Source organism: Exiguobacterium sp. s34, assembly GCF_018617435.1.
In the GTDB taxonomy this organism is placed as follows: domain Bacteria; phylum Bacillota; class Bacilli; order Exiguobacteriales; family Exiguobacteriaceae; genus Exiguobacterium; species Exiguobacterium aestuarii.
In genome coordinates, this window is record NZ_JACSKE010000004.1 from 266,393 (window position 1) to 291,644 (window position 25,252).

The window sequence follows — 25,252 nt, forward strand, 5'->3', positions numbered from 1 at the left end:
GTGATTTTAGTTCGGTAATGTGATCGTCTCAATCATCTTCGGTTCGCCTTCTGATAAGTCGACGAGCGGTTTAATTAACACTTCGACGCGTCGGTTTTTCGAGCGACCTTCTTCGGTATCATTCGTGGCGATCGGTTTAAATTCCCCGTAGCTTGCAAGTGTAAACTGAGCCGGATTCAGTGCGTCATTCGTTAATAAACCACGCATGAATGCGGTCGCACGTGCTGAACTGAGTTCCCAGTTCGATGGGAAACGCGCCGTGTTGATTGGAATGTTGTCGGTATGACCAGAGACGACGATTTCTCGCTTCCCAGCCTTCTCTAAGATTTGACTGATGTTTTGAGCGACATTTCGAGCATCCGCATCCAGTGTCGCTTCTCCTAAGTTGAAAAGGGCACGATCTTGAATTGTTAAGACGAGACCGCTCGAGTTGATTGTCGCTTTAATTTGACTCTCTAACCCATTCTTCTTAATGTACTGATTCACATCTTCCTTCAACTCATCAAGCTGAGCAAGCTCGTAGGTGCGTGGGTTGGCAGTCGTATTGGTTTTATCCGTCCGACTGATGTCGCTGTTTGAGGCGGTCGAAGCTTGGAAGACACTGACGCCTCCAGAGAACACCTGGTTGAAAGAGCGAGACATTTTCTCGAGCTTCGTTTGGTCGATGTTACTCGATGCGAACAGTACGATGAAGAGCGCGAGCAAGAGTGTCAACAAGTCGGCATAAGGAATGAGCCAACCTTCTGGAATGTGTTCTTCATGATCATGCTTCTTTTTGCGTTTCATAGTCAGCTCGCTCCTTTGGAGACAAATACACAGACAGCTTATCTTCTAACGTTTTTGGAGATTCACCGCTTTGAATCGATAAAATCCCTTCAATCATCATTTCTTTGATGATGACTTCGCTCTTCGAATATTGCTTCAGTTTATTCGCAAACGGGAACCAAAGCACGTACCCGGTGAAAATCCCGAAAAGTGTCGCGACGAAGGCTGCCGAAATGGCGTGTCCGAGTTTCTCGATATCTGACAAATCTTTAAGGGCAGCGATCAATCCGATAACGGCTCCGAGTACCCCGAGCGTCGGGGCATACGTCCCGGCCTGGGTGAAGATGTCGGCATTCGCTTTATGGCGCTGTTCCATGTTTTCGATATCACGTGACATCACTTCCGCAATGTATTCAGAAGGTTGACCGTCGATGACCATCATCATACCTTGGCGTAAAAATGGTTCTTCGACTTGTTCAAGTGCTGTTTCTAGGGATAAGAGTCCCTCTTTCCGAGCTTGCGTCGACAAGTCGACAAATTGTGTGAGCAATCCGGATTTACTTGGAAGTTCTTGTTTTTTGAACAAGATTTTAAATAACTTCGGTACGTTTTGAAGCTGTTCTTTCGATACGGCGATACTGACCGCAGCAGCTGTACCGACGAAAATGATAACGATTGCGGCAGGGTTGATCAGCGGTGCAATACCCGCTCCTTTTAATAACATTCCACCAACGAGGGTGAGGAACCCGAGTATGAGCCCGACTAACGTGACGACATCCATGTCTTTGTTTTCCACCTTTCCGAAATAAATCAGGACAAAAAAAGCGAGAGACGCTACTCGTCTCCCGCAACATGCGTTCCCGATGATTAAGCGCCGTTTTCATCAATCAGCATTTGAATGCTGATGTTTCGTTCTTCACGCTCTATATCGGTTAATACGTCGTATTTTTTTAACAATGCGTACAATTGATTCACGACTTCTTGCTCAAGTGACCAATTGAGTAACTCTTCTAGCTGAAAATAAAGGTGAGCGGGCATACATTGTGATTGGCGCTCCAACCTTCGCGAGACATCCTCTATCGAATGATCTACCGTACTAGGGTCCACGGTTTCATTCAACCTCCTCAACATTCTTAAAGTCTATCTCCCATAATACCAAAAAAATGAGGAAAGCGTTAGAGATACATTTTCTTGTTGGCATTTAGAAAAGCGAGGAGTAACATGAGGCTTAGAATAACAGATGTGAAGGGGATGTCGTAATGCGACATAGACTGTCAGCGCGTGAAATGCGCTTGAAGCGAATCGAGGTACTTTATCGAGTCGTGTTTGAAAAACCTGCTCGCTTTATCGCGGGAGGATTTTTACTTGCGATTTTTATCGGGGCAACACTCTTATATATGCCATTTGCACAAGAAGAGCCAGTTTCTTGGATTGATTGTTTGTTCATCGCGACTTCTGCAGGAACAGTGACCGGATTGTCGACAGTCGACATCGGATCGTCGTTCAACCTGTTTGGGGAATTGGTGATTGTCGCCCTCATTCAAATCGGGGGTCTCGGGTTCATGACGATCGCGTTGATGCTCCTGAGCGTATTAGGGAAGAAAATTGGATTAAAACAACGGATTCTCTTGCAAGAATCGTTGAACTTAGCGGGGCCAGGCGGTACGGTTCGTCTCGTTCGAAATATCGTCTTCACGACGGTTATCGTACAATTTATCGGGATGCTGTTTTTGACGTTCGAACTGTATAGTACGGAGAGTTACTCGTTCGGTGCGGCACTTTATTACGGCTTCTTCCATGCTGTCTCTGCCTTTAACAATGCCGGCTTCGCGCTGTTCCCGGACAGTCTCATGTCGTTTGAACAAAACACGGCGATTGTCGTGACCATTGCCCTCATGATTATGATTGGGGGTCTCGGGTTCACGACCATCGCCGACGCGACAGAGGTAAGAGGATGGAAACGTCTCGCCCTTCATTCGAAAATCATGATTTTGTCCCTTTTGGTGATCAATGGAATAGCGTGGTTCGTGCTTATGATGTTTGAGTGGGTATCGAGCGAAGGTGCACTGTATGGACGGTCCATCGGTGAAGCGTTACATGTGACGTTCTTCCAAGCCGTGACGACACGGACGGCTGGTTTCAATACGATTGATATCTCGATGATGGCGCCTGCCTCAATCGGCTTAATTTTGATTTTGATGTATATTGGGGCCGGTGCAGCTTCGACAGGGTCGGGGATTAAAGTGACGACGCTTGCGGTCATCTTCGCGGATATGTGGGCGTTCATTGCAGGTAAAAAAGAAACGGTCATCATGGAGCGGACGATTGATGCATTTCAAATTAAAAAAGCATACGTCGTTGCCATCTCAAGTTTCTTCTTTATACTCATCATTACGACACTCGTCATTTTGACGAACGGTCATATTCCAGCGAGCGCCATTTTGTTTGAGACGGTGTCGGCGTTCGGGACGGTCGGGTTATCATTAGGCATTACCGCTGAGTTGAATGCTGCCGGTAAAGGGTTCATCATGTTCATGATGCTGCTTGGCCGTGTCGGATCCTTGACGATTCTCTTTACGGTCGCGCGACAAGCTGACCGAAAGATTCGCTATCCGAAAGAAAAGATTTTGATTGGATAAACAGAAAAGCCCTGAGCGCATCAGGGCTTTTTGTGTGTCATGAAATAACGGGCGATCTCCGGGAGATAATCTTGTAAATCTGGACAGACGATTCCGGTCCCATCGAGCGCACGAATTGTTTGCGTCGTATCAAAATGGACGGGATGTTTGAAGTAGTCCAGCAGTTCATGAGGAACATCGAGTTGTGCGGCATTCTTCCAGCTCGTGAATGCGACGTCCGCAACAGCGTGAGGAACCGTTCCTCGAGGTGGGCGTTGGAACATCGTCTCATGTAGCATGCGATACACTTCACGCGCACCGTGTGGGAACGGGTCCGTCAAATGGAACGTTCGCTTCATTCCGGCTGGTGAGTGCGCTAAGAAAGCGGTCGCTTCCACCACGTAATCATAAGGGACGAGATTCACTTCGACGTTCGCTCGTCCGATATAAGGCAGCGGTCGCATCTGTTTCAATTGCTCCATTAACTTCAATACGAAATAGACACCGTCAAATTTTTTCGTTTCTCCTGTTCGACTATGACCAATCACAATGCCAGGACGAATGATGGTAATCGGCATCGCACCCATCTCACGCGAGACGAGAGCCTCTGCTTCATATTTTGTCGCCTCATAATGATTTTTAAACCGAGCCCGATGCCATAGTTCGTTCTCGTACACGGTTCCTTGCCGACGACCGGCGATATAGGCTGTGCTGAAGTATACATAGCGCTTCAATTGTTTTGAGCGTTTGGCGAACGCGGTCACATGTTTCGTACCGAGGATATTGATTCGATATCCGGTGTCATACGGAATGCTCAAGTCATATGCTGCGGCCAGATGAAAGACGTAATGCACGTCGCGCTCGATGACAGACCGCATAATCGGATCGAGAATCACTTCAGGCAACGTGATATCCGCCTCTACTAAAACGAGTTGACGAGGCTCGAGGGACGTCGTGGACAGTAAGGCGTCCCTTAAGTCTTCTGCTTCGCGTTGTTGACTCGGAAGGTGCAATGCATAGATCGTCCCGATTTGATGAGGTAACGACGCGAGATGCTCGATTAATTTTCCAGCTAAAAATCCAGGGAAACCGGTAAAGGCATAATCGTTCATGACATCTCCTCCGCTAATTCTAGTGTGAATGTAAAAGTCGATCCTTTTCCGACAGTCGATTCCACTTCAATGCTACCGCCGTGTGATTCGATGATTTCTTTGCAGATGGACAACCCGAGACCGGTTCCGCCAATTTTACGCGTATCCGAGTTGTCGACCCGATAAAACTTCGTAAATAGTTTCTCAAAGGCGTGTTCCGGAATACCGATCCCAAAATCACGAATGGAGACGTGGGCTTGATTGTGGTCGTGCCGGACCCGTACCTCAATCTCTTGTTCGTTCGGAGAGTACTTGATGGCATTTGAAATCAAATTGACGAGTACTTGTTCAATTCGGTCTCGGTCAGCAATCAAGAGTAAATCTTCATCCGCGTTATCGAAGTGAATGGCATGATCATTCGTTTCACGGAAGCGTTCAACCACCTCTAAGACGAGTTCATTCAACGAGAAATGATCTTGCTTGTATTCCTGATGACCATCTTCCATGCGTTGAATATCTAAAAAGTCGTTCAGTAATGCTGTTAGCCGTGACGCTTCTCGCGACATCGTCTTCAAGAAACGTTCCCGCTTATCGGGAGTCAAATCGCGAGCGAGCATCAACTCGATGTAACCAGATAATGAAGAAAGTGGTGTCCTCAGTTCATGCGAGACCGTGCTCACTAATTCGTTTTTAATCTGGTCCATGCGTTCTTCCTCTGTCCGATTGCGGAATACGAATAAGAAACCGCTGTCCATTCCGATTTGCCGTTTCGTATCCATCGTCGTGCCGTACATCTCATAATATTCCTCATCCCGGTCGTTCGGCTGGGGGATGGAGAAACGCATCGACACTTCCCGGGCCGTCCCGTCGAGAAGTTGGTCCATCTTTTTCAACATCTCGCTCCGGTCGCGTGGACGGAACGTGGAGAGGAGGGGAATGCGCTCTTGTATTTTGTTCGGAGCGATCCCAGGTAAATCCATGAGGCGTCGCGCATGGACGTTCATGAACAAGACACTCCCGTTCGACTCGGTCAAGACGAATGCTTCGTTCGACGCTTGTAAAATCGATTGAATGATATCTCGTTGGCGGGCAATCGCATTTTTCTCTCGTTCGAGCATACGCTCTACTTTTTTGCGATCGCTTATGTCGCGCATGACGGCTACCCGTAACGTTTGGCCTTGATACGTCACTTCTTTCGGGTAAACCTCCATCTCTAGAAACGTGCCGTCTGCTCGTCGGCCAATCACTTCGTATGGTGTTTGGATATGATTCCGAATCCGTCGCAATACATCCGCCCGATACCCTTCAGCGATAAATTCGACCGTTTGACGACCGACCATTTGTTCAGCAGGAATTTTAAAGATAGATTCCGCCGCTTTGTTCGCATCGAGAATCATACCGTCTTCGTGAAACAGGACGGCTTCGATGACGGATTCGGCAAACATGCGATAGCGTTGCTCCTTATAACGAAGTTCTCGTTTCAATTGAATCTCAGGACTCACATCGAACACGAAGAAAAAGAAGCCGATGAGTTGCTCTTGTTCATATACCGGATGCATGAAGAGTTTTCCAATAAAATGTGTCCGGTCCTTACATTGGAACTTCCATTCACGGTCTCCTTTGTCGAGCGCAAGGCGTAACATTTGCTCGAATGACAGCAATCGTTCCGTTTCATCTTGATAAGCAGAGCGCTTTTCGCTCAGCTCTCTCGACTCGAACAAAGCGAAGGGTGTCATTTCATATAGCACTTCATGGGGCGCATATCCGAACAGTTCGGTCGCTCCCTGATTAAATCGTGTGATTAACATATTCGCATCGGTCATAATCATCGCCATGTCGAGTTCAGTATGCATCATCGCTTCAAATGCATTGTGTTGAATCGTCACGCGCGTATCGAGAGGGAGTGGTTCGATGGATAGGATGTAATGGTCTTCCCAAGGAATGGCATGTACACGCATCGTCGGCAATTCATACATCCAAGGAAGTCCTTGCTCCATTCGGCGAGATAATTCCATCGTAATCGGAGACTGGTTGACCATATGAAAAAGGTTCGTACGAGTCTGCAGATTCTCTGGGAAATTTTCTAAGAATGGGCGGTTTGCCTGAACGATTGTTCCATCTTTTTGTATTAAAGCAACCCCGTAAGGTAATGCATGTAATAACTCACTGTGGAGATTGGTGGGTTTCTCCATGAACGATCATCCCTCCTTCGTTGGTGTCAGACGAGCATATCTTCTATAACATTCGACAGATCCCCCTTTCATTTCCTGCCCTCAAAACGGTAAAGTGGGAGAGAGGAGTTGGAAAGGAAAGATGGGGATGATTGGATTACTTCTAAGTATGATCGGTGCCATTGGTTTATGGTGGTTCGGGGCACCGCTTTGGAGCAGTATCTTGCTACTCCTGTTTGGGATTGCGTGGTTCATTTGGAGAGCACGGCTGTCGACCATCGACCGAATCGACCGGATGGATGGGCGGGAATTCGAACTGTTCTTAGAAGATGTGTTCACGGCGCTCGGTTACACGGTCACCGTGACCCCGGCATCGCGTGATTTTGGGGCCGACTTGTTACTTGAGACCCCGGACGGATGGTTGATTGCGGTACAAGCGAAACGTTATGAAAAGGTAGTCGGTCTTGAGGCGGTTCAACAAATCGCAGCTGCGGTTCCTTATTATCAGGTTCACGAAGGATGGGTCGTGACGAACTCGACGTTCACGGACAGTGCGTACGAATTGGCGGCACCAAATCAAGTTCGTCTGATTGCAAGATTAGAGCTTGAAGAACTCTTAAAAGAAGCGGGATATAAGCGTTAAGAATAGGCATGTTCACAAGTTCGACAGAATCCAAAATGATGTCGAAAAAAAGGGCTTGTCTTTTTCTTTAATCGATGCAATAATCATCTTCGTCATATGAAATATGTAGTAGTTGAAACGAGCTCAAAACTACAGAGAGAAACGATTGGGGTTTCAAGAAATGCCCGACCGTACACATACAAACAATCACGGTTGGAACGTGCTAGGAGGAAAAAGCGGTGCGCAAATTAATTTATGTAAAAGGTTGCGTCTTTACGCAAGGCGAGGCGACCATTTATGATGAGACAAATGATGCGATCGGATCTGTTCACCGCGACGCGGAAGGCAGTGTCCAAGTGCACAATTTGTCTGGACGACAGATCGCTCACGGGAAGTATATCCCGAACTGCCAAAAATGGGTCGTGATGAACCATGACGGACAGGCGATTGGTCAATTGAAAGACAAGTTCTCGTTATTCGGGAAAAAGTGTGAGTACAACGTCTATGAACGCGGACTCTTCACGATTCAATACGATGTGGAACGTCATAAGTTCAGCGTCCGTGACAAAGCAGGTAAGCTTGTTGCGGAGCTACGGAAACAAGAGGACGACACGTTCTGCTTAACGAAAGAAGCAGATCAGCTATCGATGTTCGAACTCCTTTCTGTCTTAAAAACGTTAACGGTTAAATCGCGGATGCCGCTCGCAGCATCTGTCTCATAACGATGACGAGCACCGGTCTATGACCGGTGCTTTTTGATGCAACGAAAAAACCGTTTCATCAAATGAAACGGTTTAAGTAGTGCTTGGCCTCGAGCTCGAGTGTCGTCACACGGTGTGCATATAGACAGAGCTTTAAGACATGAATGATATTCGGGTGCGTGTACTTCGTCTTTTCGAGGGAACGTTTGGCACGCGTATCGAGTAAGTCGATTGGACTCGTCGACTTGGCATACTCCGCATACAAACGATAAAAATCAATCGGGGTGATAAAGTCGTCTTCGTCCCGGTCAGGGTTGTTGAAGATGAGTGCCAACAAGGAACTCGTCTCTTCAAGTGAAAAAAGGTGTTTCAAGTCATCAAGGAGATAGATGATTGCCGCTTGATGCAAGGAATACTTTTTACCGATTCGTGGGACACCGATGATTTTACGGACTTCACGCTTCGTCCAGTTTTGAATCGTCGTCGCCGAGAGATGTTCTCCGGTCAATGCGTTCGCAAGGGCGACGATTTGATTGATAGACAAGCCGTTCTTTTCAATATGAAACAAGTGGATTTTTCGAAGCTCTTTTGGAAAATGTTCACGCACGTCTTCAGGGAAGAGGGCGATGGCTCGCTCGATTTCTCCGACCTGCATGAAATGAAGGCAATCTGCCAAAGTTTGAATTGAAGTTGCGTCGCGCATACGGCCACCCTTTCTATGACCAACATCGTACGTTGGCTATACAGTCATTTGACCTCATTCTACCAAATGTTTGAAAAGTAAGCTAGGATGGGCACTGATTAAGGTATAATGACGATATCATACATATCCTATACATAGAGGTGGTCAAGCAATGAATGAATGGATTAGTTCGATTCTTTCCATCGTAATCGTCCTTGCGTTCCTCGTCGGTCTTGAACAAGTCGGGAAGCGTCTTGGGTGGACAGATGAAACGATTCGAAAGAGTGTACATATCGCAGTCGGACATTGGTCGCTGTTAGCGGTCTGGTTAATGGATTCATGGTACGTCGCGGCAGTCCCGCTCGTCTTCTTCACGTTTGCGAATGCGGTCTTATTGTATAAAAGCCCCTCACCGGTCCATCAGACGGAGCGAAAGTCTTTTGGGACGGTCTATTATCCAATTGCCTTACTCATCATTTTATACTTCTTCTTTGAATCAGAGCCGCTTGCATTTTTAGCGGGCTCACTCGTTCTCGCATGGGGTGACGGGATGGCCGCATTGATCGGGCGGAAGTACGGAACAGTCATCTATGATTTGTACGGTCAAAAGCGTTCCTTCCAAGGGAGCGTCGCCATGTTCTTAAGTTCGTATGTAGTCTTATTTTTATTGTTTTTGTGGAATGATGTCGTCATGTGGCAAGTGGTAACATATGGATTTATCATTTCTATCATCGCTACACTGACTGAAGCGATTTCATACCGAGATTGGGATAACTTTACAATTCCGATTATCGTTGCCGTAGCGACATCGCTATTGTTATAAACTAATCGTGACATTGTAAGAAAAACGTTGCTTGTCACGTCCGACAATCATTTGTATACTGTGTTTCGTACTGAAACCATTCAGTGACGTGCTCGGTACCAAAAGTCGTGACCGAGACACTGATTAAATAGAACGTAAAGGATTGAGTGAACGCATGAGCTTTTTACAGCAACTTCAAAGTATTATTCCGGCCGAGCGCGTCCTCCAAGACGAGCCGTTGTCGGCACACACGTATACAAAACTAGGCGGAAAAGCCGATTACTTCGTAGCCCCACATACGTACGAAGAGGTACAAGCCGTTTTAGAACTAGCCCATCAGGAAGCGATGCCGTTCATGATTCTCGGGTTCGGTTCAAACTTGATTGTCCGCGACGGGGGGATTCGCGGAGTCGTTTTAAACTTGAATGAGCTGAATACGATTCGTCGTGAGGGTAACCAAATCGTGGCACAGGCTGGAGCAGCGATTATTGATGTATCGCGTCAAGCACTTGCGGAAGGCTTATCTGGCCTCGAGTTCGCTTGTGGCATCCCTGGAACGGTCGGTGGTGCCGTTTATATGAACGCGGGTGCCTATGGTGGAGAAACGAAAGACGTGATTACGTCTGCGACGGTATTGACGTCAGAGGGACAAGTCCTTCATTTGTCAAAAGACGAATTAGAACTCGACTACCGAACGAGCCGTGTATCAAAAGAAGGATTCATCGTTTTAGAGGCGACGTTCGAACTCGAACCGAAAAACTATGAATTGATCAAAGAAGTGATGGACGATTTGACGTACAAACGTGAATCGAAGCAACCGCTCGAATATCCTTCATGCGGCAGTGTCTTCAAACGTCCACCAGGCTACTTTGCTGGTAAGTTGATTCAAGACTCTGGTCTTCAGGGCACACGAATCGGGGGAGCGGAAGTATCGCTCAAGCACGCCGGATTCATCGTCAACATTGCGGAGGCGACGGCGACAGAGTATATTTCACTCATCCGTCACGTCCAAGCGACCGTTAAAGAGAAGTTCGAAGTGGATTTAGAACCGGAAGTAAAAATCATCGGCGAAGATATCGCTGTCGAGAACGCATAATCATGGAAAGGGATTGGACGATGTTGTTCAATCCCTTTTTTATTTCATACAAAAAAAGGCGACGAGAACGGGCATCTCGTCGCCTTTCGCTTACGCTTGTGTTTGTTTGGCAACTGCCTCATAGGCAGGTACGAATGGATACTCCAAATCGCGAGCGACCGCTTCATATGTGACCGTTCCGTTGATGACGTTTAAGCCTTTGAGGAGCGCGTCGTTTTGAAGAAGTGCCGGGAACACACCTTTTTGTGCACATTCGATGATATATGGCATCGTCGCGTTCGTCAGCCCCATTGTCGATGTGCGTGGTACAGCGCCAGGCATGTTGGCAACAGCGTAATGCTGGACACCATAGCGCTCATATGTCGGTGCATCATGTGTCGTGATGTGATCGATTGTCTCACAAATTCCACCTTGGTCAATGGCGACGTCCACGATGACTGAACCTGGTGACATGCGTTGTACCATTTCTTCTGTGACAAGTTTCGGTGCTTTTGCGCCTGGAATCAGAACGGCACCGATGACGAGATCACTCTCCGCCACTTGTTTCGCGATATTATATTTGTTCGAGATTAACGTGTTGATTGTGTTTCCGAACAAGTCGTCGATTTGACGAAGACGAGCCGGACTAATATCCATCAACGTAACGCTCGCACCGAGACCGATTGCGATACGGGCTGCATTCGTTCCGACGACACCGCCCCCGATGACCGTGACGTTCGCACGAGGTACGCCCGGGAGACCTGACATGAGGATTCCTTTGCCACCGTGCGGTTTTTCGAGGATCTGTGCCCCGATTTGAGCAGCCATACGACCTGCGACTTCACTCATCGGTGTGAGGAGCGGTAACGTCCGATCGACTTCTACCGTCTCATACGCGATTGCAGTGATTCCTGATTCGACGAGAGCTTTCGTCAATTCTGGCTCCGCCGCTAAGTGTAGATACGTGAAGAGCGTCAAATCAGGACGGAAGTGTTGATATTCAGACGGCTGTGGCTCTTTGACTTTGAGCGCAAGTTCGACGCCTTCCCAAACGTCTTTCGCCGTTTCGACGATGGTTGCGCCAGCATCGATATATTCCATATTCGTGAAACCACTGCCGAGACCAGCATTCGTTTCGACGAATACGTCATGGCCAAGTTCCGTTAACATAAATGCACCCATCGGTGTCAAAGCCACCCGATTTTCATTGTTTTTAATCTCTTTTAATACCCCGATTTTCATGGAACATTCCCCTTTCATTCCGTTGACACAAATTGTTCACACCCCTAGTATAGACCCATTCGAAAACGCTGTCTTTATCATGGATTCTAAAAACGAAGACGCTCACTTTGTGAAAAAACACAAAGCGAACGTCTAGTCTTCTAATCGATATTGACCGGCTTTAATCGCCAAATAAATCATGGACCGTTCGGGTAATGAAACTTGCGTGATATTCGTCAACTCTTCGATGCGTCGAATCCGATACAAGACGGTATTCGGATGGATATGAAGATGAGCGGCGACCCGCTTTACGTTCCCGTCGAAATAAAAATACCATTCGAGCGTCTTCACGAGTTCGGTCTGATGGGATGAATCATATTGTTGCAACCGTTCGACGGTCGGATGGGTCTCTAGTCGAAGCCCGATGCGACGGGCGAGTTCCGGGACGAGCTGATAAATCCCAATCTGTTCGAAAGCGCGAGAAGTTGCGAGCTCGAGAGGGAACTTACGACGAAGTGTCGTGACGCGTCTTGCTTCTTCGGCTGCGGCGTATAACATGTCACTTTCGAAAAAGCGTCGACTGATTCCGAGCCGTGGTTCGGATTCGGTGAATTTGTCTTGAAGCAACTGTTCGAACCGTTCCGCCCAAGCGAGCAATTCTACTTCTTCATCGGAAAGTTCGGATTTCATATAGTGCCACACAAGCAACTGCTGTCCATCGATGGCATGTAAGACGACCTCGATTGCCTCCTGTGTCGCGAGCACATAATGCAGCCGCTCAGCGAGTTGCGGGGTGATCGGTTGGGCACATTCGATAATCGTCAACCGGCTTGCGACGGCGATGGGTGCGAGTTCGTTCAATCGTTCGCGATTGGCATCAGAGAGGGTCGGAGAAGCGAGGACATCTAATAAAAAACGTTCGAGTTCCGCGCTAATGCGCCGTTCGTGCATCGCGATCGTCATGAGCAACTTTTTGGCAATCGTCGCTCCTTCTTGCAAGATGGCCAATTCTTGATTCGTGAACGGGTTCGTTCGAGCCAGGCTCCAAATATAGCCGAGCACTTCGTCATGTTGTTTGATGACAATTGCCGCACGTTCTCCTAGCCCGACAGCGAGCCGTGCCGGAATGACGACAGGTTCATCCTGGTCAATCACTTCTCGTAAAATCCCGCTTTCCCATAAATCTTCGATGACCGCTTCTGGGACACGACGACCGATGATCGTCGCGATTCTGGCCGGGTCGGTCGAATCGGGATGTGTGCTATAGGCGAGCAATTGATGGTGACGGTTCTCGATTGTGATAGGTGCTCGAATCGCTTGACCGATTGCTTCAGCGAGTGTATCGAGAGACTCGTAAGATTTCTGCAAAAAAGGCATGTCGATTCCTCCTCTCTCTGAGTATAACTTCTTCTTTGTGAAACTTCACAAAAAGAATCGAGAGTGTGAGAAATGACATACCTTCAGTGGATTACATTGGGAAGAATAAGCCAACAGCGAGACCTAGTAACGCCCCGACGATGACCTGGAACGGTGTATGACCGACGAGTTCATTCAAGAGTGGGGTCTCGTGTTTAATTCCTTTGAAATAATCATTCAGCAGTCGAGCTTGAAAGCCGACCGCTTGCCGAACGCCGGTCGCATCGTACATGACGATGGTGGCGAAGACGACAGCGAGAGCGAATATGCTCGAGTCGATGCCTTCCATCCGTCCGATTGCCGTCGCGAGTGCCACGACCGTAGACGAGTGTGAGCTTGGCATACCGCCTGAAGCGAACATGATTTCAATTTCAAAATCCCGTGTTTTAATAAGTTCGGTTACGAGCTTGGCTGCTTGGGCGATAAACCAAGCGAGAATCGCGGCGAGTAAAGGTTCGTTAAACATGCATCTATTCACTTCCTGTCTGACATAGTATCTTCAATATACCCGAAAGCGGGGCAGGCTAGACGTTAAGATTTCGTCAAAAAAGGTGTCATGGACGGCTTGTCCATGACACCTTTTGGTCGATTTTTGTTACCCGACTACTCCTTCAGTTTCCTGAAGTTTCTCTGCAATGTTATCGATGATATAACGGTTGCGTGGGTGTTCTTGACACTCTTTCGAGCATGAACGCATTTGTTTCGGTTCACACTCTTCACAACAGAAATGCTGTACATTGCACTCCGGGTTGGCACAATTAACGTAACGAACCGTCTCTGTCCCACAGTGCATGCAGTGTGAAACAACAGTCGGGTTCACAGAGTTGACAGGGACGTTGATACGCTCATCAAAGACGTAAAGCTCACCATCCCAGTTTTCTCCTTTTGTCGCTTCGTCTTTTCCATACATCGCGACGCCACCTTTTAAGTGGAAGATGTTGTCGTGACCTTGGTCACGCATATATGCTGTAAATTTCTCGCAACGGACGCCACCGGTACAGTACGTGAGAAGTGTTTTCCCTTCGTAGAGGTCTTTGTTCTCTTCGAGCCATTCCGGCATGTAACGTGAAGCCTCTACATCGATTTTGATCGCGTTTTTAAAGTGACCAAGTTCGTACTCGTAGTTGTTACGAACGTCGAGGATGACGACATCATCACGATTCATCATCTCTTTCCATTCTGCTGGTTCGAGGTATGCACCGTGTTGTTTCGGCACATCAAACTCGCCATCAAAGCGCCACGTCACGAGCTCTTTCTTGTGACGGACAAAAATTTTCTTGAATGCATGCTCTTCGACTTCATCGATTTTGAACTCGATATCGCTGAAGAGTGGGTTTGCTTTCAAGTCGTTCATGTATTGCTCAGTTTGTTCCCAAGTACCAGAGCACGTCCCGTTAATTCCTTCGGAGGAAATCAAGATACGTCCTTTGATGCCGAGATCCTTACAATACTTCAAATGTTCTTGCGTGAGTGTTTCTGGGTCTTCGATGTTGACATACTTATAGTACAGCAAGACCCGCATTGGTTTTGTTTCCATGTTGTGTTGCTCCCCTGTGTTCAGTTTTTTGCAGGAAAACGAACGTTGGGTTGTGTCGTTCGACGAATAGACTTGCCTGCAACCACAAGTCCATTATTATATGATAAATATCACGGCGAATTTTCGCAAATGGTTTTTAATTTTTTTTGACGAATGCAGGGAGATGCGTCTTGTAAATCGAATTCGGGTAATAGAGTAGTAGTAACGAAAGTTGAAGGTGGAACGACTATGCTCACTTCTCTCCAACAGTACATCATCCAATTGATTGAATGGCTTCAAAGCTTGCCTGGCGGTCCTTGGGCCGGACTCGGCGCTCCATTTTTAGAGGCGATCTTTCCGTTTTTGCCACTCGTTTTAATCATTTCTGCCAATGCGGCGACATACGGTTTTTTATTAGGAGTCCTTTTATCGTGGATTGGGAACCTTCTCGGAACAATTGTCGTCTTCGCAGCCGTCCGGTATGTGTTCCGAAAACCGATGACGCGCTGGCTCGAAAAACATAAGGTGGCGGTTTATTGGTTAGAACGAATCAATCATATGAGTCCGATTTCACTCGGATTCTTGTATTCACTTCCGTTCATCCCGGTCAGTTTGATCACTTATTTGCTGGCGCTTATTCAGATGCCGCTCCGCACATTCATTTTAGCGGCAGGATTCGGGAAACTACTCGTCGTCGTCATTTTCTCTGTCATCGGGGATCAGTGGGAAGAGTTTATCCAAAGTCCATTTCGTTTATCGATGCTCGGTCTTCTTTTGGTCGCATTATGGGCCATCAGCCGGGGATTAGAAGAAATTCTCAAACGACGCGCTTTCAAGAAACGAAACGAGCAACTGAAACAAGAAATGGTCACGAAACGACAAACACCCCTTTGAACAAGGGGTGTTTTCGCTTAAGACTGTTTTTTAAAGCGCGGGAAGTTAAATGCGATGGCGATCCCTCCACAAATAAAGAGGAGGAACGGATAAAACATGAACGGCACGAGGTCCGGCGATGCGGTCTTCGTCAGCTCTGCCGCGATGAGGAGTTGTGCTCCATATGGCAGAATTCCTTGTACCCCACATGAGAAGATATCGAGTACACTCGCTGATTTTTTCCGTTCGATATCATATTCGTCCGCAATGTTTGCGGCAAGCGGTCCGGCTACGAGAATCGAAATTGTATTGTTTGCCGTCGCCACGTTCGTCGCGCTGACAAGACCAGCGATACTCCACTCGGCACCGGCACGTTTTTGGATTCGTGACGTCAACGCGTCACGCAAATACGTGAGTCCGCCGTTGTGCGAGATGAGTCCGACGAGTCCGCCCATGAGTAACGTCAGAAACGAGATTTCGGCCATGCCGACCATGCCGTCGGCGATAGCGGTCACGAATGCTGTCACCGATAAGCTTCCGTCGAGGAGACCGATGATACCAGTGAGCGTGATGCCGCCCAAAAGGACGAGAATAACGTTCAGTCCTGTTAACGCTAAGCCGATAACCGCGAGATAGGGAATCAGTTTATACCATTCGAATGCAGCGACATCGACCGTCGACTCACCGTTCGATAAGACCGCTAGTAAAATCGTCGTGATGATAGCGGCGGGTAAGACAATCCAGAAGTTTGTCCGGAACTTATCACGCATGTTCGTCCGTTGCGTCCTTACGGCGGCAATTGTTGTATCCGAAATGAACGAAAGGTTGTCCCCGAACATCGCGCCTCCGACAACTGCGGCGGCTGCGATGGCGACGTTCACGCCACTCTCTTCATGAATACCGAGAGCAATGGGTGCAAGTGCTGCGATCGTTCCGGTCGATGTTCCCATCGCCATTGAAATGAAAGCAGCGATGACGAATAGTCCGCTCAAGAGAAGCGATGGCGGTAAGAGCGTCAACGCGGCGTTAACCGTCGCGTCGATGGCGCCAATCGATTCGGCTACGGTCGAAAAGGCACCGGCGAGTAAGAAAATAAAAATCATAATGATGATTCCCGGATTTCCGGCACCTTGTGCGATGCGCTCCACGGTTTGTGTCGCACTTCCTTTTGTCATGAATGCTGCGACTAGCAATGCGATGATCGCTGCGACGAGAACTGGGAACTTATAAAAATCCCCATAGTAGACACCTGCCCCGATGAAAAAGAGCAAAAAGACGAATAATGGCAAAAGTGCCCACTTGTTGGCTGTTGGTTGTTCCAAAATAATCACCTCACTAAAAAATAAAAAGGACCTTTTTCTTGAGAAAAAGGTCCTTCGTGCGAAATACCCTTTTCATCTTTCGAGCAATACGCCCGCTGGATTTGGCACAGGTTCCCCGCTGCCGAGACTTCACAGGGCCAGTCCCTCCGTCTCTCTCGATAAAAAGTGAATCTATCTAATTATTAAACACGTTCCCTAACGTACCTGTTTCGAATCCGGTTGTCAACCTAAAAACTCCCCAATTCGATGTGAGAAAGGGGAGTTTACGTCGTTAAATTGTTGAAGTGGGCTACTCGGTTCCGCCCTGCGTATTTCCCACCGACATAGAGCGCACGGTCAGCGTTTCGAATCGTGTCATCTAGACGCTTGTTCCCGAATGCTTCAATCGTATCGACCCCGATAGACGCGGTCACAGAAATCTCATGATGGTCAACAAGGAACGGTTTCGCTTCGATTTGGTGGCGAATCCGCTCTGTGATTTCGATGGCTTGGGTCATGTCACAATGGTTGAGTAGTAAAATGAATTCTTCGCCGCCATAACGCGCGGCAAAGTCATCCGTTCGAAGTACTTGCCGAATGCGTCGACCGAATTCTTGTAACACTCGGTCACCGACCTGATGACCGTACGTATCGTTAATTTTTTTGAAGAAATCAATATCGAGCATGGCGACAGATATCGGATACATCGACATATCCGATATTTGTTGAATGCCGTATTCATAAAACGCACGCGCATTGGCAAGAAGCGTCAAACTGTCTGTCCGGCTCTCGGTATAGAGACGATCCCGCTCGTGACAACGGCTAATCGTTCGATTGAACGATTTCAACAACTTGATGATTTCATGCTGAATGATTTTCGGATATGCGTATACGGGTTCTCCCGTCATGACGATCCATGTACGAATCTCTTCGATTTCCTCCGAACGGACAGAAACAAAGCTATGATAATCGTCATGGAAGGCGTCGGAAAGTGCGGTATCCCATTCAAACCGCATCTCATAGTCGAGAATTTGCTCGATTGGTTGACTCATCTCAAGCAGTGCAAAGACGACCGGTCGATCGATGGGCTGTCGCGTCTTCAAATCGAAGTAGAGCGTGCGGTCGAACAATTTGAACTCGATATAACCTTCGTCGTAATGGTTCAACTGTTCACACTGACTTAAAAAGACTTCGATTGCTTGCGCCTCACTCTGTGACAAAGAGACGGCTTCTTTAGCTTCATCATATTGCTCGATCAAAGATTTGAAGGCGTCTTGCCGTTCTTTTTGAATGAGAAGTCGTTTAATGAAGAACGTCAAGGCAGCGGCGATACTACTGACGACCAGTAAACTCGTCTCCCGGAAGAATGATGCCGCTAAAATGAAGGTCAAACTGACGACGTATGTGTAGAAAGCGATTTTCATAAAATCGCTCAATGCGATGTCGACGCGGAACCACCATTTCACCTGATATTTTTGGAATACCGTGTTTAAGAAGATGGCAAGGAACAGTCCGGCAAGCGGCACGAACGAATCTTGCGAATAAAAGTCGAGACCGGTCTCGCCACCAAGGGCGAGATAAACCGCTGCCGGGATGACGATTTCTAAGTACGCCGTAATGGCATTCCAAGGATACGTGAAGCGGAAGCGACGGATGGCGACTTTCGGTTTCAAATTGGCGAATTGAAAGACGAACAACCCGATTTGGTTGACGATGAGTGCTGTTTCAAATCCAAAGAATAAAAATAAGATTAAGACGATACTTTCAGAAAAAGTGAAGTACACACCTTTGACTTCGATCGAGTCGAGTTGAAAAATGATGACCAATAATGAAATTAAAATAAACGACAATGGATCAATCGTCGGGGCGTGTAGGACATCCAATGCAAATAACGAGATGGTGAAGATGAATAAGGCACTCCATATACTCCAACCGAGCACGGACATCTTACGAAAGTGGTTCATGCGTTCCCTCCTAGCATGGGACATTTCGAGATCTAATAGTAAAGATTCGTCACGTTTTCGTGTGAGTCCTGCTTCTCTTCCATGATGCTTGAATTCTAGCATTGAGTATAGAGGGAATATCCTCTATAATGAAATTGCTTTTCAACCGCATAGACGAATGTCGATGAAAAAGAGAGTAACGATGGTTTAGTCAACAAAGCGACCTAGGGATTGGTGAGAGCCTAGGCTGACAAACGTCGCGAAACGCACTTTTGAGATGCTATCCGAAACGAGAGTAGGCATAGCCGGAGGGAACCGTTATCACCATAAAGCGGTCTGCGTCATGCAGGCAAGAAGAGTGGTACCGCGGGAATTCCCGTCTCTTTGCATCTATGCAAAGGGCGTTTTTTTTATGAGTTGTGATACGAAGAAGGAGGACATACAAATGAGTTATGAACGCAAGTACGCAGAAGCGTTATCACGTGTCATCGGAGACGAGCTCACGATTGACCAGATTGAAGCATTGATTGAAAAGCCGAAACATGAGGCACACGGTGATCTCGCGTTCCCATGTTTCCAATTGGCGAAAGCCTATCGGAAAGCACCTGTCATGATTGCGACAGATATTGCGAATGACTTGAACGATGAACTGTTCACAAAAGTCGAGGCAGCAGGACCTTACGTCAACGTCTTCTTGAGCCGTGACGTCGTGTCAAAAGAAATCATTAACACGGTGCTCGACGAGAAGTCGGATTATGCAACACACGCAGCGCGCAACGAAACGATTGTGACGGACTTCTCGTCACCGAACATTGCGAAGCCGTTCTCGATGGGTCACTTGCGTTCGACGGTGATCGGGAATGCGATCAACCAAATCGCACGCAAAAACGGATACGACGTTGTCGGCGTCAACCACCTCGGTGACTGGGGAACACAGTTCGGTAAATTAATGGTCGCCTATAAAAAGTGGGGCGATGAGGAAGCGGTACGTGCTAACCCGATCGCAGAACTCTTGAAGCTATACGTCCATTTCCATGAAGAGGCGAAGACACAGCCAGAACTCGAAGATGAAGGCCGTGCTTGGTTCAAGAAACTTGAAGATGGTGATGCGGAAGCGACAGAGCTTTGGCAATGGTTCCGTGACGAGTCACTCAAGGAGTTCCAAAAAGTATATGACCTTCTCGGTGTGAAATTCGAGAGCTTCAATGGTGAGGCGTTCTACAACGATAAGATGGGACGCGTCGTCGAGATGCTCGAAGCGAAAAACCTCTTAGTCGAAAGTGAAGGCGCGATGGTCGTCTCACTCGAAGAAGAGAACTTGCCACCTTGCTTGATTAAAAAGAAAGATGGTGCAACATTGTACGCGACACGTGACTTGGCTGCGGCAATCTATCGCTACGAGACGTACAACTTCGTGCAAGCGAACTATGTCGTCGGTGGCGAACAGGCGCTTCACTTCAAACAACTCTTCTCGGTTCTTCGTAAGCTCGGCTACGACTTCGTCGATGGCATGCATCACGTACCGTTCGGCTTGATCTTGCAAGAAGGGAAGAAGATGTCGACACGTAAGGGGCGCATCGTTCTTCTTGAAGAAGTGTTGAAAGAAGCCATCGAAAAAGCACAAGCGAACATCGAACAGAAGAACCCAGACCTTGCGAACGCACAAGACGTTGCCCGTATGGTCGGTGTCGGAGCGGTCGTCTTCCACGACTTGAAGAATGAACGGATCAACAACATCGAATTCGATCTCGACAGCATGCTCAAGTTCGAAGGAGAGACAGGACCTTACGTTCAATATACGAATGCCCGTGCGAACTCACTCCTTCGCAAAGGAAACTATGACGGCTCACCGTTCACTGGTGCAGATGATGATTACTCATGGGGTGTCGTCACGATGCTCAACGCGTTCCCACACGTCATCACACGTGCGCATGAACGCCGCGAACCATCAATCATCAGCCGTTACGTACTTGATCTCGCACAAGCGTTCAACAAGTATTACGGTCACGTCCGCGTCTTAGAAGAAGATGCCGGCAAACAATCGCGTCTCGCGCTCGTGAAGGCAGTGACGCTCGTATTGACGGAAGGACTCCGTTTACTCGGTGTCGAAGCTCCGGAAGAAATGTAAGTTATAAGACAGACGAAAGGACCTCAAAAATCATTGAGGTCCTTTTCCTATGCTTACACTTTCATCCGCGTCACCGTTCGGGCTTCCGTATCATAGAGACACCATTCCCTGTCGAAGATGACGGCTCCGACATTGATGACATATCGCTTTTTCTTCAAATGGAATGGGGTCCCGATTTCCCAGGGCAGGGATCTCCCTTTCCGGTAAATCCCGGGGATATGACTATGTCCGATGAAGACGAGTGGATACTTTCCTTTCTCGACAATCGGTTCCCAGTCCTCGTTCCATTTGACTTGATGCCCGTGTAAAAAGCGCGCCTCACCAAGGGTCGTCTGTTCTGGCAACAAGGAAATCCGTGTTTTCACAGGGTGGTCGATGACGAGCACCTCGTCGATGCGCTCTTCCTGATTACCTCGTAGACTCGGGAATGTCAGCAGTGCTTCGTAGTTTGGATCATACGTCATGACCTCTTCCACATGATGAAAGCGCTCGTGGCGTCGCTTTTTGCCGATGTGGCATTCGTATAGGTCGCCGAGACAGAGAATATGTTCGGTTTCCCGCCGGGCGTCATCGAGAACCGCCTTTAAATCATCAAACGAACCGTGTGGGTCACTGATGATGGCGAGTTTCATCGGAAGTTCGTGAATTGGGCGTCGACGGACAATTCGAGATCACGTACAAGTTGCATGACGGCTTGAAGATCGTCACGCGATTTACCCGTGACACGGATTTGATCGTCTTGAATTTGCGATTTGACTTTAAGTTTTGATTCTTTGATGGCGTTGTTGATTTTTTTCGCGTCATCTTTGTCGATCCCGCTCTTCAATTTCACGCGTTGACGAACCGTGCCACCGAGAGCACCCTCTACTTTTTGATAATCGAGGTTTTTGGTCGGAACACCGCGTTTAATCAACTTCGTGATTAAGACATCTTTTAATTGCTCAAGTTTATAGTCATCATCCGAGATGAGGACGAGGTCGCCATTGTCGAGCGACATCTCACTTTTTGATCCTTTAAAGTCGTAGCGGTTTAAAATTTCCTTCTCCGCGATTTGAATCGCGTTCTTCACTTCTTCAAGATTCATTTCCGACACGATATCGAAAGAATTGTCTTTTGCCATGTTTCATCCATCCTTTGTGTGGTTTTGTTATAATGATAGCAGATTTGAAGCAGTGAAGGAGTGAAGAGATGGAACGTACAATGGATCAACATACACATGCAGACTTAGATCACGTTGCCTATCACGGGAAAGACCTTGGGGTGACGTTCAAAGGGGAACAGATTCGACTACGTGTCTGGTCTCCGGTAGCGGAACAAATGTCGGTCAAGTTATATCGCACAGCCCGTGCACGTAAGTTTGAACGACTCGAGCTCGAACCGGCTGAGAAGGGGACTTGGGTCATTGAACTCGACCGCGCCCTGTTCGAAGGTCAATTTTATGTATTTGAAGCAATGATTGATGGGAAGAAAGTGGAATCACTCGACCCTTATGCAAAAGTCGTCGGAGTGAACGGGAAACGTGGGTGCCTGCTTGCCCCAGCATCCTTGAACCCGGACCATTGGATCAAAGAACGTCCGCTATTCAATTCTTCACAAGAGGCGGTCATTTATGAGGCGCACGTCCGTGATTTGACGAGTCATCCAGAAAGTGGCGCCACGCATCGTGGGAAGTTCTTAGGCATGACCGAGACGGGGACGACGACAACGAGCGGATACCCGACTGGACTTGACTACATCACCTCGCTCGGTATCACGCATCTTCAGTTGATGCCATTCTTTGACTATGGATCGGTGAATGAATCACGCGAGAGCGAAGATAACTATAACTGGGGATATGACCCGGTACATTATTTTGCGGTCGAGGGATCGTACGCCTCGTCAGCAGATGATCCGGCGACACGCATCATCGAATTGAAAGCGATGATTCAAGCCCTCCACGATCGAGGCATCCGTGTCATCATGGACGTCGTCTTTAACCATACGCACGATGCGTTGACGACACCGCTCGGTCAATTCGTCCCTGACTACTATTATCGACTAAATGAGGACGGGACACTCGCGGACGGTTCGGCCTGTGGGAACGACACGGCATCTGAGCGTGCGATGATGCGTAAGCTCATGGTCGAATGTGTCACGTATTGGGCGAAAGAATTCATGATCGATGGGTTCCGTTTCGACTTGATGGGATTACACGATGTGAAGACGATGAATCAAATTCGGAAGGCGCTTGATCGCGTCGACCCATCCATCCTTGTCATCGGAGAAGGTTGGGATTTGGACACGCCACTCCCTGTCCGTAAAAAAGCGAATCAACACAACGCCCATAAAATGCCACGAATCGCGCAATTCAATGACGGGATTCGAGACGGCGTCCGTGGAGACGTGTTCGTCGAGGACTTGCCAGGTTGGGTGAGTGGGAATACAGACATGACGGCTGACGTGAAACGTGGGATTGCTGGCGGAATCACGAGCCAAAGTTTTGCTGATGAACCGAATCAGGTCGTCAACTACGTTGAATGTCATGATAACTTGACGCTTTGGGACAAGTTGTCCGTGACGAATCCAGAAGATGATGAGACGACACGTCGTCGCCGTCATCGTTTGGCGACGTCCATCGTACTCCTGGGGCAAGGGATTCCGTTCCTTCATAGTGGACAAGAGTTTTTCCGCACAAAAGATGGGGACGAGAATAGCTTTAACTCAGGTGAGGTCGTCAACCGTGTCGACTGGACACGAGCTGAACAAGAAGCGCCAAGTGTGGAATATGTGAAAGGTCTGTTGCGTCTGCGGAAGCAGTATCCGCTCTTCCGACTCGAGAACACGGAACAGATTCGGAAACATTTGCGTTTCTTCGACGAAGAAGAAGGTGTGATTGCATTCGAGTTGAGCCGTCACGTCGAAGGGTATGTCGAACGACATGTCGTGTACCATAACGCGCTAGAGGAAGCGGTCGAGGTCAAACTTCCGTCTGGTAAGTTTGAAGTGAACGTGGAAGACCATACGGTCAATTTGACGGCGCCGCGTCAAATCGAAGACCGTCATATGATGGTCGCGCCACTGTCGACACTCGTGGTGACGGAACGTCGTCCGGACTACAGCAAATACGCTGTTGCCGGTGGTGCCGCACTCGCCGTGCTCGGTGGTCTCTGGTATGTGTCGAAGAAACGGAAGCGTAAAGAGCAGTAACCAAAAAGGAGGCGGGTTAATCCGTCTCCTTTGGTGTGTCTTCCTCTGATTTCGATGCTTCGAGTTGCATCATTTTTTGGACAAGAATGTGTTTCGGCATATGCATCAACTCTTCGAGCGGAACGTTTAACTTTTTCGCAAGCTCGACGGCTGTCTCTGGTGATAACTGTAATGGGCGCATGGGTAGACTCCTTTCTAAATCATTCATCTATACCGACAGTATACAGGAAAATCGAAAATGTGTTGAACGAACACATTCAAAATCGAATTTCGTTTCGGTCGTTGCTAAGCTGAAAATAGGAAGTGATCAAATGTACAAACAAACAGCAGACTTTCAATTTCATCAAACGATCGAATGGCTAGAACGTGTCGGTGAAGGTTGGATGTTGTACTTGGCGCAAACCGGATTTTTGTTCTTTGACGAGTCGTCCCAAATTCGCTGGGAAATTGACTGGGCTTGGACACCGTGCGCCCTATATGTGGAACCGAATGCCACGCGTGCCGTGGCATGGTTCCGAGAAAAAGGACTTTACGGAGTGATTGATTTACAAAAAGGACAGATGGAGACGCATGCGATTCCACAACGTTTTAATGGTGACTGGTTTAGTAATTTGCACTATTGGCAAGGAGATGACATCTTCTTATATTCAGCCGAATCGGATGTCGTGGCGTTGAATCTCCATGATCATACGTTTCGATATAGTCGTTATGAAGAAGTCCCGGTTTTTGGGGACATCATCGAGCTGGCGTATCAGGGGACGTATGATTTTGAACGATTCACACCTGACACATGTGTGACGGTATATGATGAAAACACGCATCACTTTTTAGTCGAAAATGTGAAAACGAATGAAAATTGGCGTATCCCATATCAAGGAGACCGCGAAACGGTCATTCTCGATCAAGTCGGGGAAACAACGGCGATCACCTCGACTGAATCATTCCAATTGTTTCATCGAGAGCAAGAACTGTTTTGTTCATCGGTGTGCGCGGACAACCAATTACTGAAGGTCATGCTGTTAGATGACCGAGGGGATCGACTCGTCGTCTTATCCGCACCACCGCGATTTTGTCATAGTTGGCTGCAAGTTTTTGAACGACAAGAATCCTGAACCAGAAACAGGTTCAGGAATTTTTTGTG

Annotated in this window: 24 protein-coding genes, 1 riboswitch and 1 other annotated feature; of the genes, 9 read left to right on the top strand and 15 right to left on the bottom strand. The window is 47.9% G+C overall.

Going from position 1 to position 25,252, the window contains the following annotated elements; translation table 11 throughout:
- Positions 1-6 precede the first annotated feature (6 nt).
- From KNO87_RS10765 to KNO87_RS10775, 3 genes are all read right to left on the bottom strand, one after another.
- Complete coding sequence (locus KNO87_RS10765; protein WP_074034256.1) at positions 7-786, bottom strand: flagellar motor protein MotB; 780 nt, start codon at positions 784-786, stop codon at positions 7-9.
- The gene (gene motA / locus KNO87_RS10770; RefSeq protein ID WP_214790347.1) at positions 764-1,546 is read right to left on the bottom strand and encodes a flagellar motor stator protein MotA; all 783 of its coding nucleotides are present in this window, start codon (positions 1,544-1,546) and stop codon (positions 764-766) included. The genes KNO87_RS10765 and motA overlap by 23 nt, the downstream gene beginning before the upstream one ends.
- An 86-nt stretch (positions 1,547-1,632) precedes the next feature.
- Complete coding sequence (locus tag KNO87_RS10775) at positions 1,633-1,824, bottom strand: hypothetical protein (protein ID WP_224862903.1); 192 nt, start codon at positions 1,822-1,824, stop codon at positions 1,633-1,635.
- 200 nt (positions 1,825-2,024) lie between these two features.
- Between KNO87_RS10775 and KNO87_RS10780 the strand changes: the two genes are divergently transcribed.
- A complete protein-coding gene (locus KNO87_RS10780; RefSeq protein WP_214796103.1) occupies positions 2,025-3,404 on the top strand; it encodes a TrkH family potassium uptake protein in 1,380 nt (459 codons plus the stop codon).
- A gap of 20 nt (positions 3,405-3,424) precedes the next feature.
- Here the strand turns inward: KNO87_RS10780 and KNO87_RS10785 are convergent, their stop codons facing one another.
- Positions 3,425-4,495 (bottom strand): SDR family oxidoreductase, encoded by a 1,071-nt coding sequence (locus KNO87_RS10785; protein WP_214796104.1) that lies wholly within the window; start codon positions 4,493-4,495, stop codon positions 3,425-3,427.
- Positions 4,492-6,666 carry a PAS domain-containing sensor histidine kinase gene (locus tag KNO87_RS10790; RefSeq protein WP_214796106.1) on the bottom strand — a complete coding sequence of 725 codons (2,175 nt, stop codon included), beginning with the start codon at positions 6,664-6,666 and terminating at the stop codon, positions 4,492-4,494. Before KNO87_RS10790 ends, KNO87_RS10785 begins: the two co-directional genes overlap by 4 nt.
- 127 nt (positions 6,667-6,793) lie before the next feature.
- On the opposite strand from KNO87_RS10790, the gene KNO87_RS10795 reads away from it, so the two are divergent.
- Both KNO87_RS10795 and KNO87_RS10800 read left to right on the top strand, forming a co-directional pair.
- On the top strand, positions 6,794-7,288 hold the full coding sequence (locus tag KNO87_RS10795) for a restriction endonuclease (RefSeq protein WP_214796108.1): 495 nt from the start codon (positions 6,794-6,796) through the stop codon (positions 7,286-7,288).
- 218 nt (positions 7,289-7,506) lie between these two features.
- Entirely contained in the window at positions 7,507-7,989 is a 483-nt protein-coding gene (locus KNO87_RS10800) for an LURP-one-related family protein (protein ID WP_015880506.1), read from the top strand.
- Positions 7,990-8,047: 58 nt separating this feature from the next.
- Here KNO87_RS10800 and KNO87_RS10805 read toward each other — a convergent pair whose 3' ends face one another.
- Positions 8,048-8,671 (bottom strand): DUF1836 domain-containing protein, encoded by a 624-nt coding sequence (locus KNO87_RS10805; RefSeq protein WP_214747004.1) that lies wholly within the window; start codon positions 8,669-8,671, stop codon positions 8,048-8,050.
- Positions 8,672-8,822: 151 nt separating this feature from the next.
- On the opposite strand from KNO87_RS10805, the gene KNO87_RS10810 reads away from it, so the two are divergent.
- Both KNO87_RS10810 and murB read left to right on the top strand, forming a co-directional pair.
- Positions 8,823-9,473, top strand: coding sequence for a diacylglycerol/polyprenol kinase family protein (locus KNO87_RS10810; protein WP_214796110.1), 651 nt, complete (start codon positions 8,823-8,825; stop codon positions 9,471-9,473).
- 154 nt (positions 9,474-9,627) lie between these two features.
- A complete protein-coding gene (gene murB, locus KNO87_RS10815) occupies positions 9,628-10,548 on the top strand; it encodes a UDP-N-acetylmuramate dehydrogenase (RefSeq protein ID WP_214796203.1) in 921 nt (306 codons plus the stop codon).
- Positions 10,549-10,638: 90 nt separating this feature from the next.
- Here the strand turns inward: murB and ald are convergent, their stop codons facing one another.
- The 4 genes from ald to trhO all read right to left on the bottom strand — a co-directional run bounded on the left by ald (position 10,639) and on the right by trhO (position 14,701).
- The gene (gene ald / locus KNO87_RS10820) at positions 10,639-11,769 is read right to left on the bottom strand and encodes an alanine dehydrogenase (RefSeq protein ID WP_214796112.1); all 1,131 of its coding nucleotides are present in this window, start codon (positions 11,767-11,769) and stop codon (positions 10,639-10,641) included.
- A gap of 132 nt (positions 11,770-11,901) precedes the next feature.
- Positions 11,902-13,125 (bottom strand): PucR family transcriptional regulator, encoded by a 1,224-nt coding sequence (locus tag KNO87_RS10825; RefSeq protein ID WP_214796114.1) that lies wholly within the window; start codon positions 13,123-13,125, stop codon positions 11,902-11,904.
- A 91-nt stretch (positions 13,126-13,216) separates the two neighbouring features.
- Positions 13,217-13,642: a divergent PAP2 family protein gene (locus tag KNO87_RS10830; RefSeq protein WP_214796116.1), complete on the bottom strand. Its 426-nt coding sequence runs from the start codon at positions 13,640-13,642 to the stop codon at positions 13,217-13,219.
- 117 nt (positions 13,643-13,759) lie between these two features.
- On the bottom strand, positions 13,760-14,701 hold the full coding sequence (gene trhO / locus KNO87_RS10835) for an oxygen-dependent tRNA uridine(34) hydroxylase TrhO (protein ID WP_214695947.1): 942 nt from the start codon (positions 14,699-14,701) through the stop codon (positions 13,760-13,762).
- A gap of 228 nt (positions 14,702-14,929) precedes the next feature.
- Here trhO and KNO87_RS10840 point away from each other — a divergent pair, with 228 nt between their 5' ends.
- On the top strand, positions 14,930-15,574 hold the full coding sequence (locus KNO87_RS10840) for a TVP38/TMEM64 family protein (RefSeq protein ID WP_214796118.1): 645 nt from the start codon (positions 14,930-14,932) through the stop codon (positions 15,572-15,574).
- A 17-nt stretch (positions 15,575-15,591) separates the two neighbouring features.
- On the opposite strand, the gene KNO87_RS10845 is transcribed toward KNO87_RS10840, so the two are convergent.
- On the bottom strand, positions 15,592-16,875 hold the full coding sequence (locus KNO87_RS10845; protein WP_214790370.1) for a Na+/H+ antiporter NhaC family protein: 1,284 nt from the start codon (positions 16,873-16,875) through the stop codon (positions 15,592-15,594).
- A 69-nt stretch (positions 16,876-16,944) separates the two neighbouring features.
- Positions 16,945-17,040, bottom strand: a riboswitch (SAM riboswitch).
- Positions 17,041-17,138: 98 nt separating this feature from the next.
- On the bottom strand, positions 17,139-18,818 hold the full coding sequence (locus KNO87_RS10850; RefSeq protein WP_214796120.1) for a GGDEF domain-containing protein: 1,680 nt from the start codon (positions 18,816-18,818) through the stop codon (positions 17,139-17,141).
- 154 nt (positions 18,819-18,972) lie between these two features.
- Positions 18,973-19,184 (top strand) — a binding site (T-box leader).
- Between the two features lie 58 nt (positions 19,185-19,242).
- Between KNO87_RS10850 and argS the strand changes: the two genes are divergently transcribed.
- A complete protein-coding gene (gene argS / locus KNO87_RS10855) occupies positions 19,243-20,925 on the top strand; it encodes an arginine--tRNA ligase (protein WP_214796122.1) in 1,683 nt (560 codons plus the stop codon).
- Between the two features lie 53 nt (positions 20,926-20,978).
- On the opposite strand, the gene KNO87_RS10860 is transcribed toward argS, so the two are convergent.
- Both KNO87_RS10860 and KNO87_RS10865 read right to left on the bottom strand, forming a co-directional pair.
- Positions 20,979-21,557, bottom strand: a complete 579-nt coding sequence (locus KNO87_RS10860; protein WP_214796124.1) for a metallophosphoesterase family protein — start codon at positions 21,555-21,557, stop codon at positions 20,979-20,981.
- Positions 21,554-22,045 (bottom strand): YajQ family cyclic di-GMP-binding protein, encoded by a 492-nt coding sequence (locus KNO87_RS10865; protein WP_214790379.1) that lies wholly within the window; start codon positions 22,043-22,045, stop codon positions 21,554-21,556. The genes KNO87_RS10860 and KNO87_RS10865 overlap by 4 nt, the downstream gene beginning before the upstream one ends.
- A gap of 68 nt (positions 22,046-22,113) precedes the next feature.
- Between KNO87_RS10865 and pulA the strand changes: the two genes are divergently transcribed.
- On the top strand, positions 22,114-24,111 hold the full coding sequence (gene pulA, locus KNO87_RS10870) for a type I pullulanase (protein ID WP_214796126.1): 1,998 nt from the start codon (positions 22,114-22,116) through the stop codon (positions 24,109-24,111).
- A 16-nt stretch (positions 24,112-24,127) separates the two neighbouring features.
- On the opposite strand, the gene KNO87_RS10875 is transcribed toward pulA, so the two are convergent.
- Entirely contained in the window at positions 24,128-24,292 is a 165-nt protein-coding gene (locus KNO87_RS10875) for a YycC family protein (RefSeq protein WP_214796128.1), read from the bottom strand.
- A 130-nt stretch (positions 24,293-24,422) separates the two neighbouring features.
- Between KNO87_RS10875 and KNO87_RS10880 the strand changes: the two genes are divergently transcribed.
- Positions 24,423-25,223: a hypothetical protein gene (locus KNO87_RS10880; protein ID WP_214790383.1), complete on the top strand. Its 801-nt coding sequence runs from the start codon at positions 24,423-24,425 to the stop codon at positions 25,221-25,223.
- Positions 25,224-25,252 lie beyond the last annotated feature (29 nt).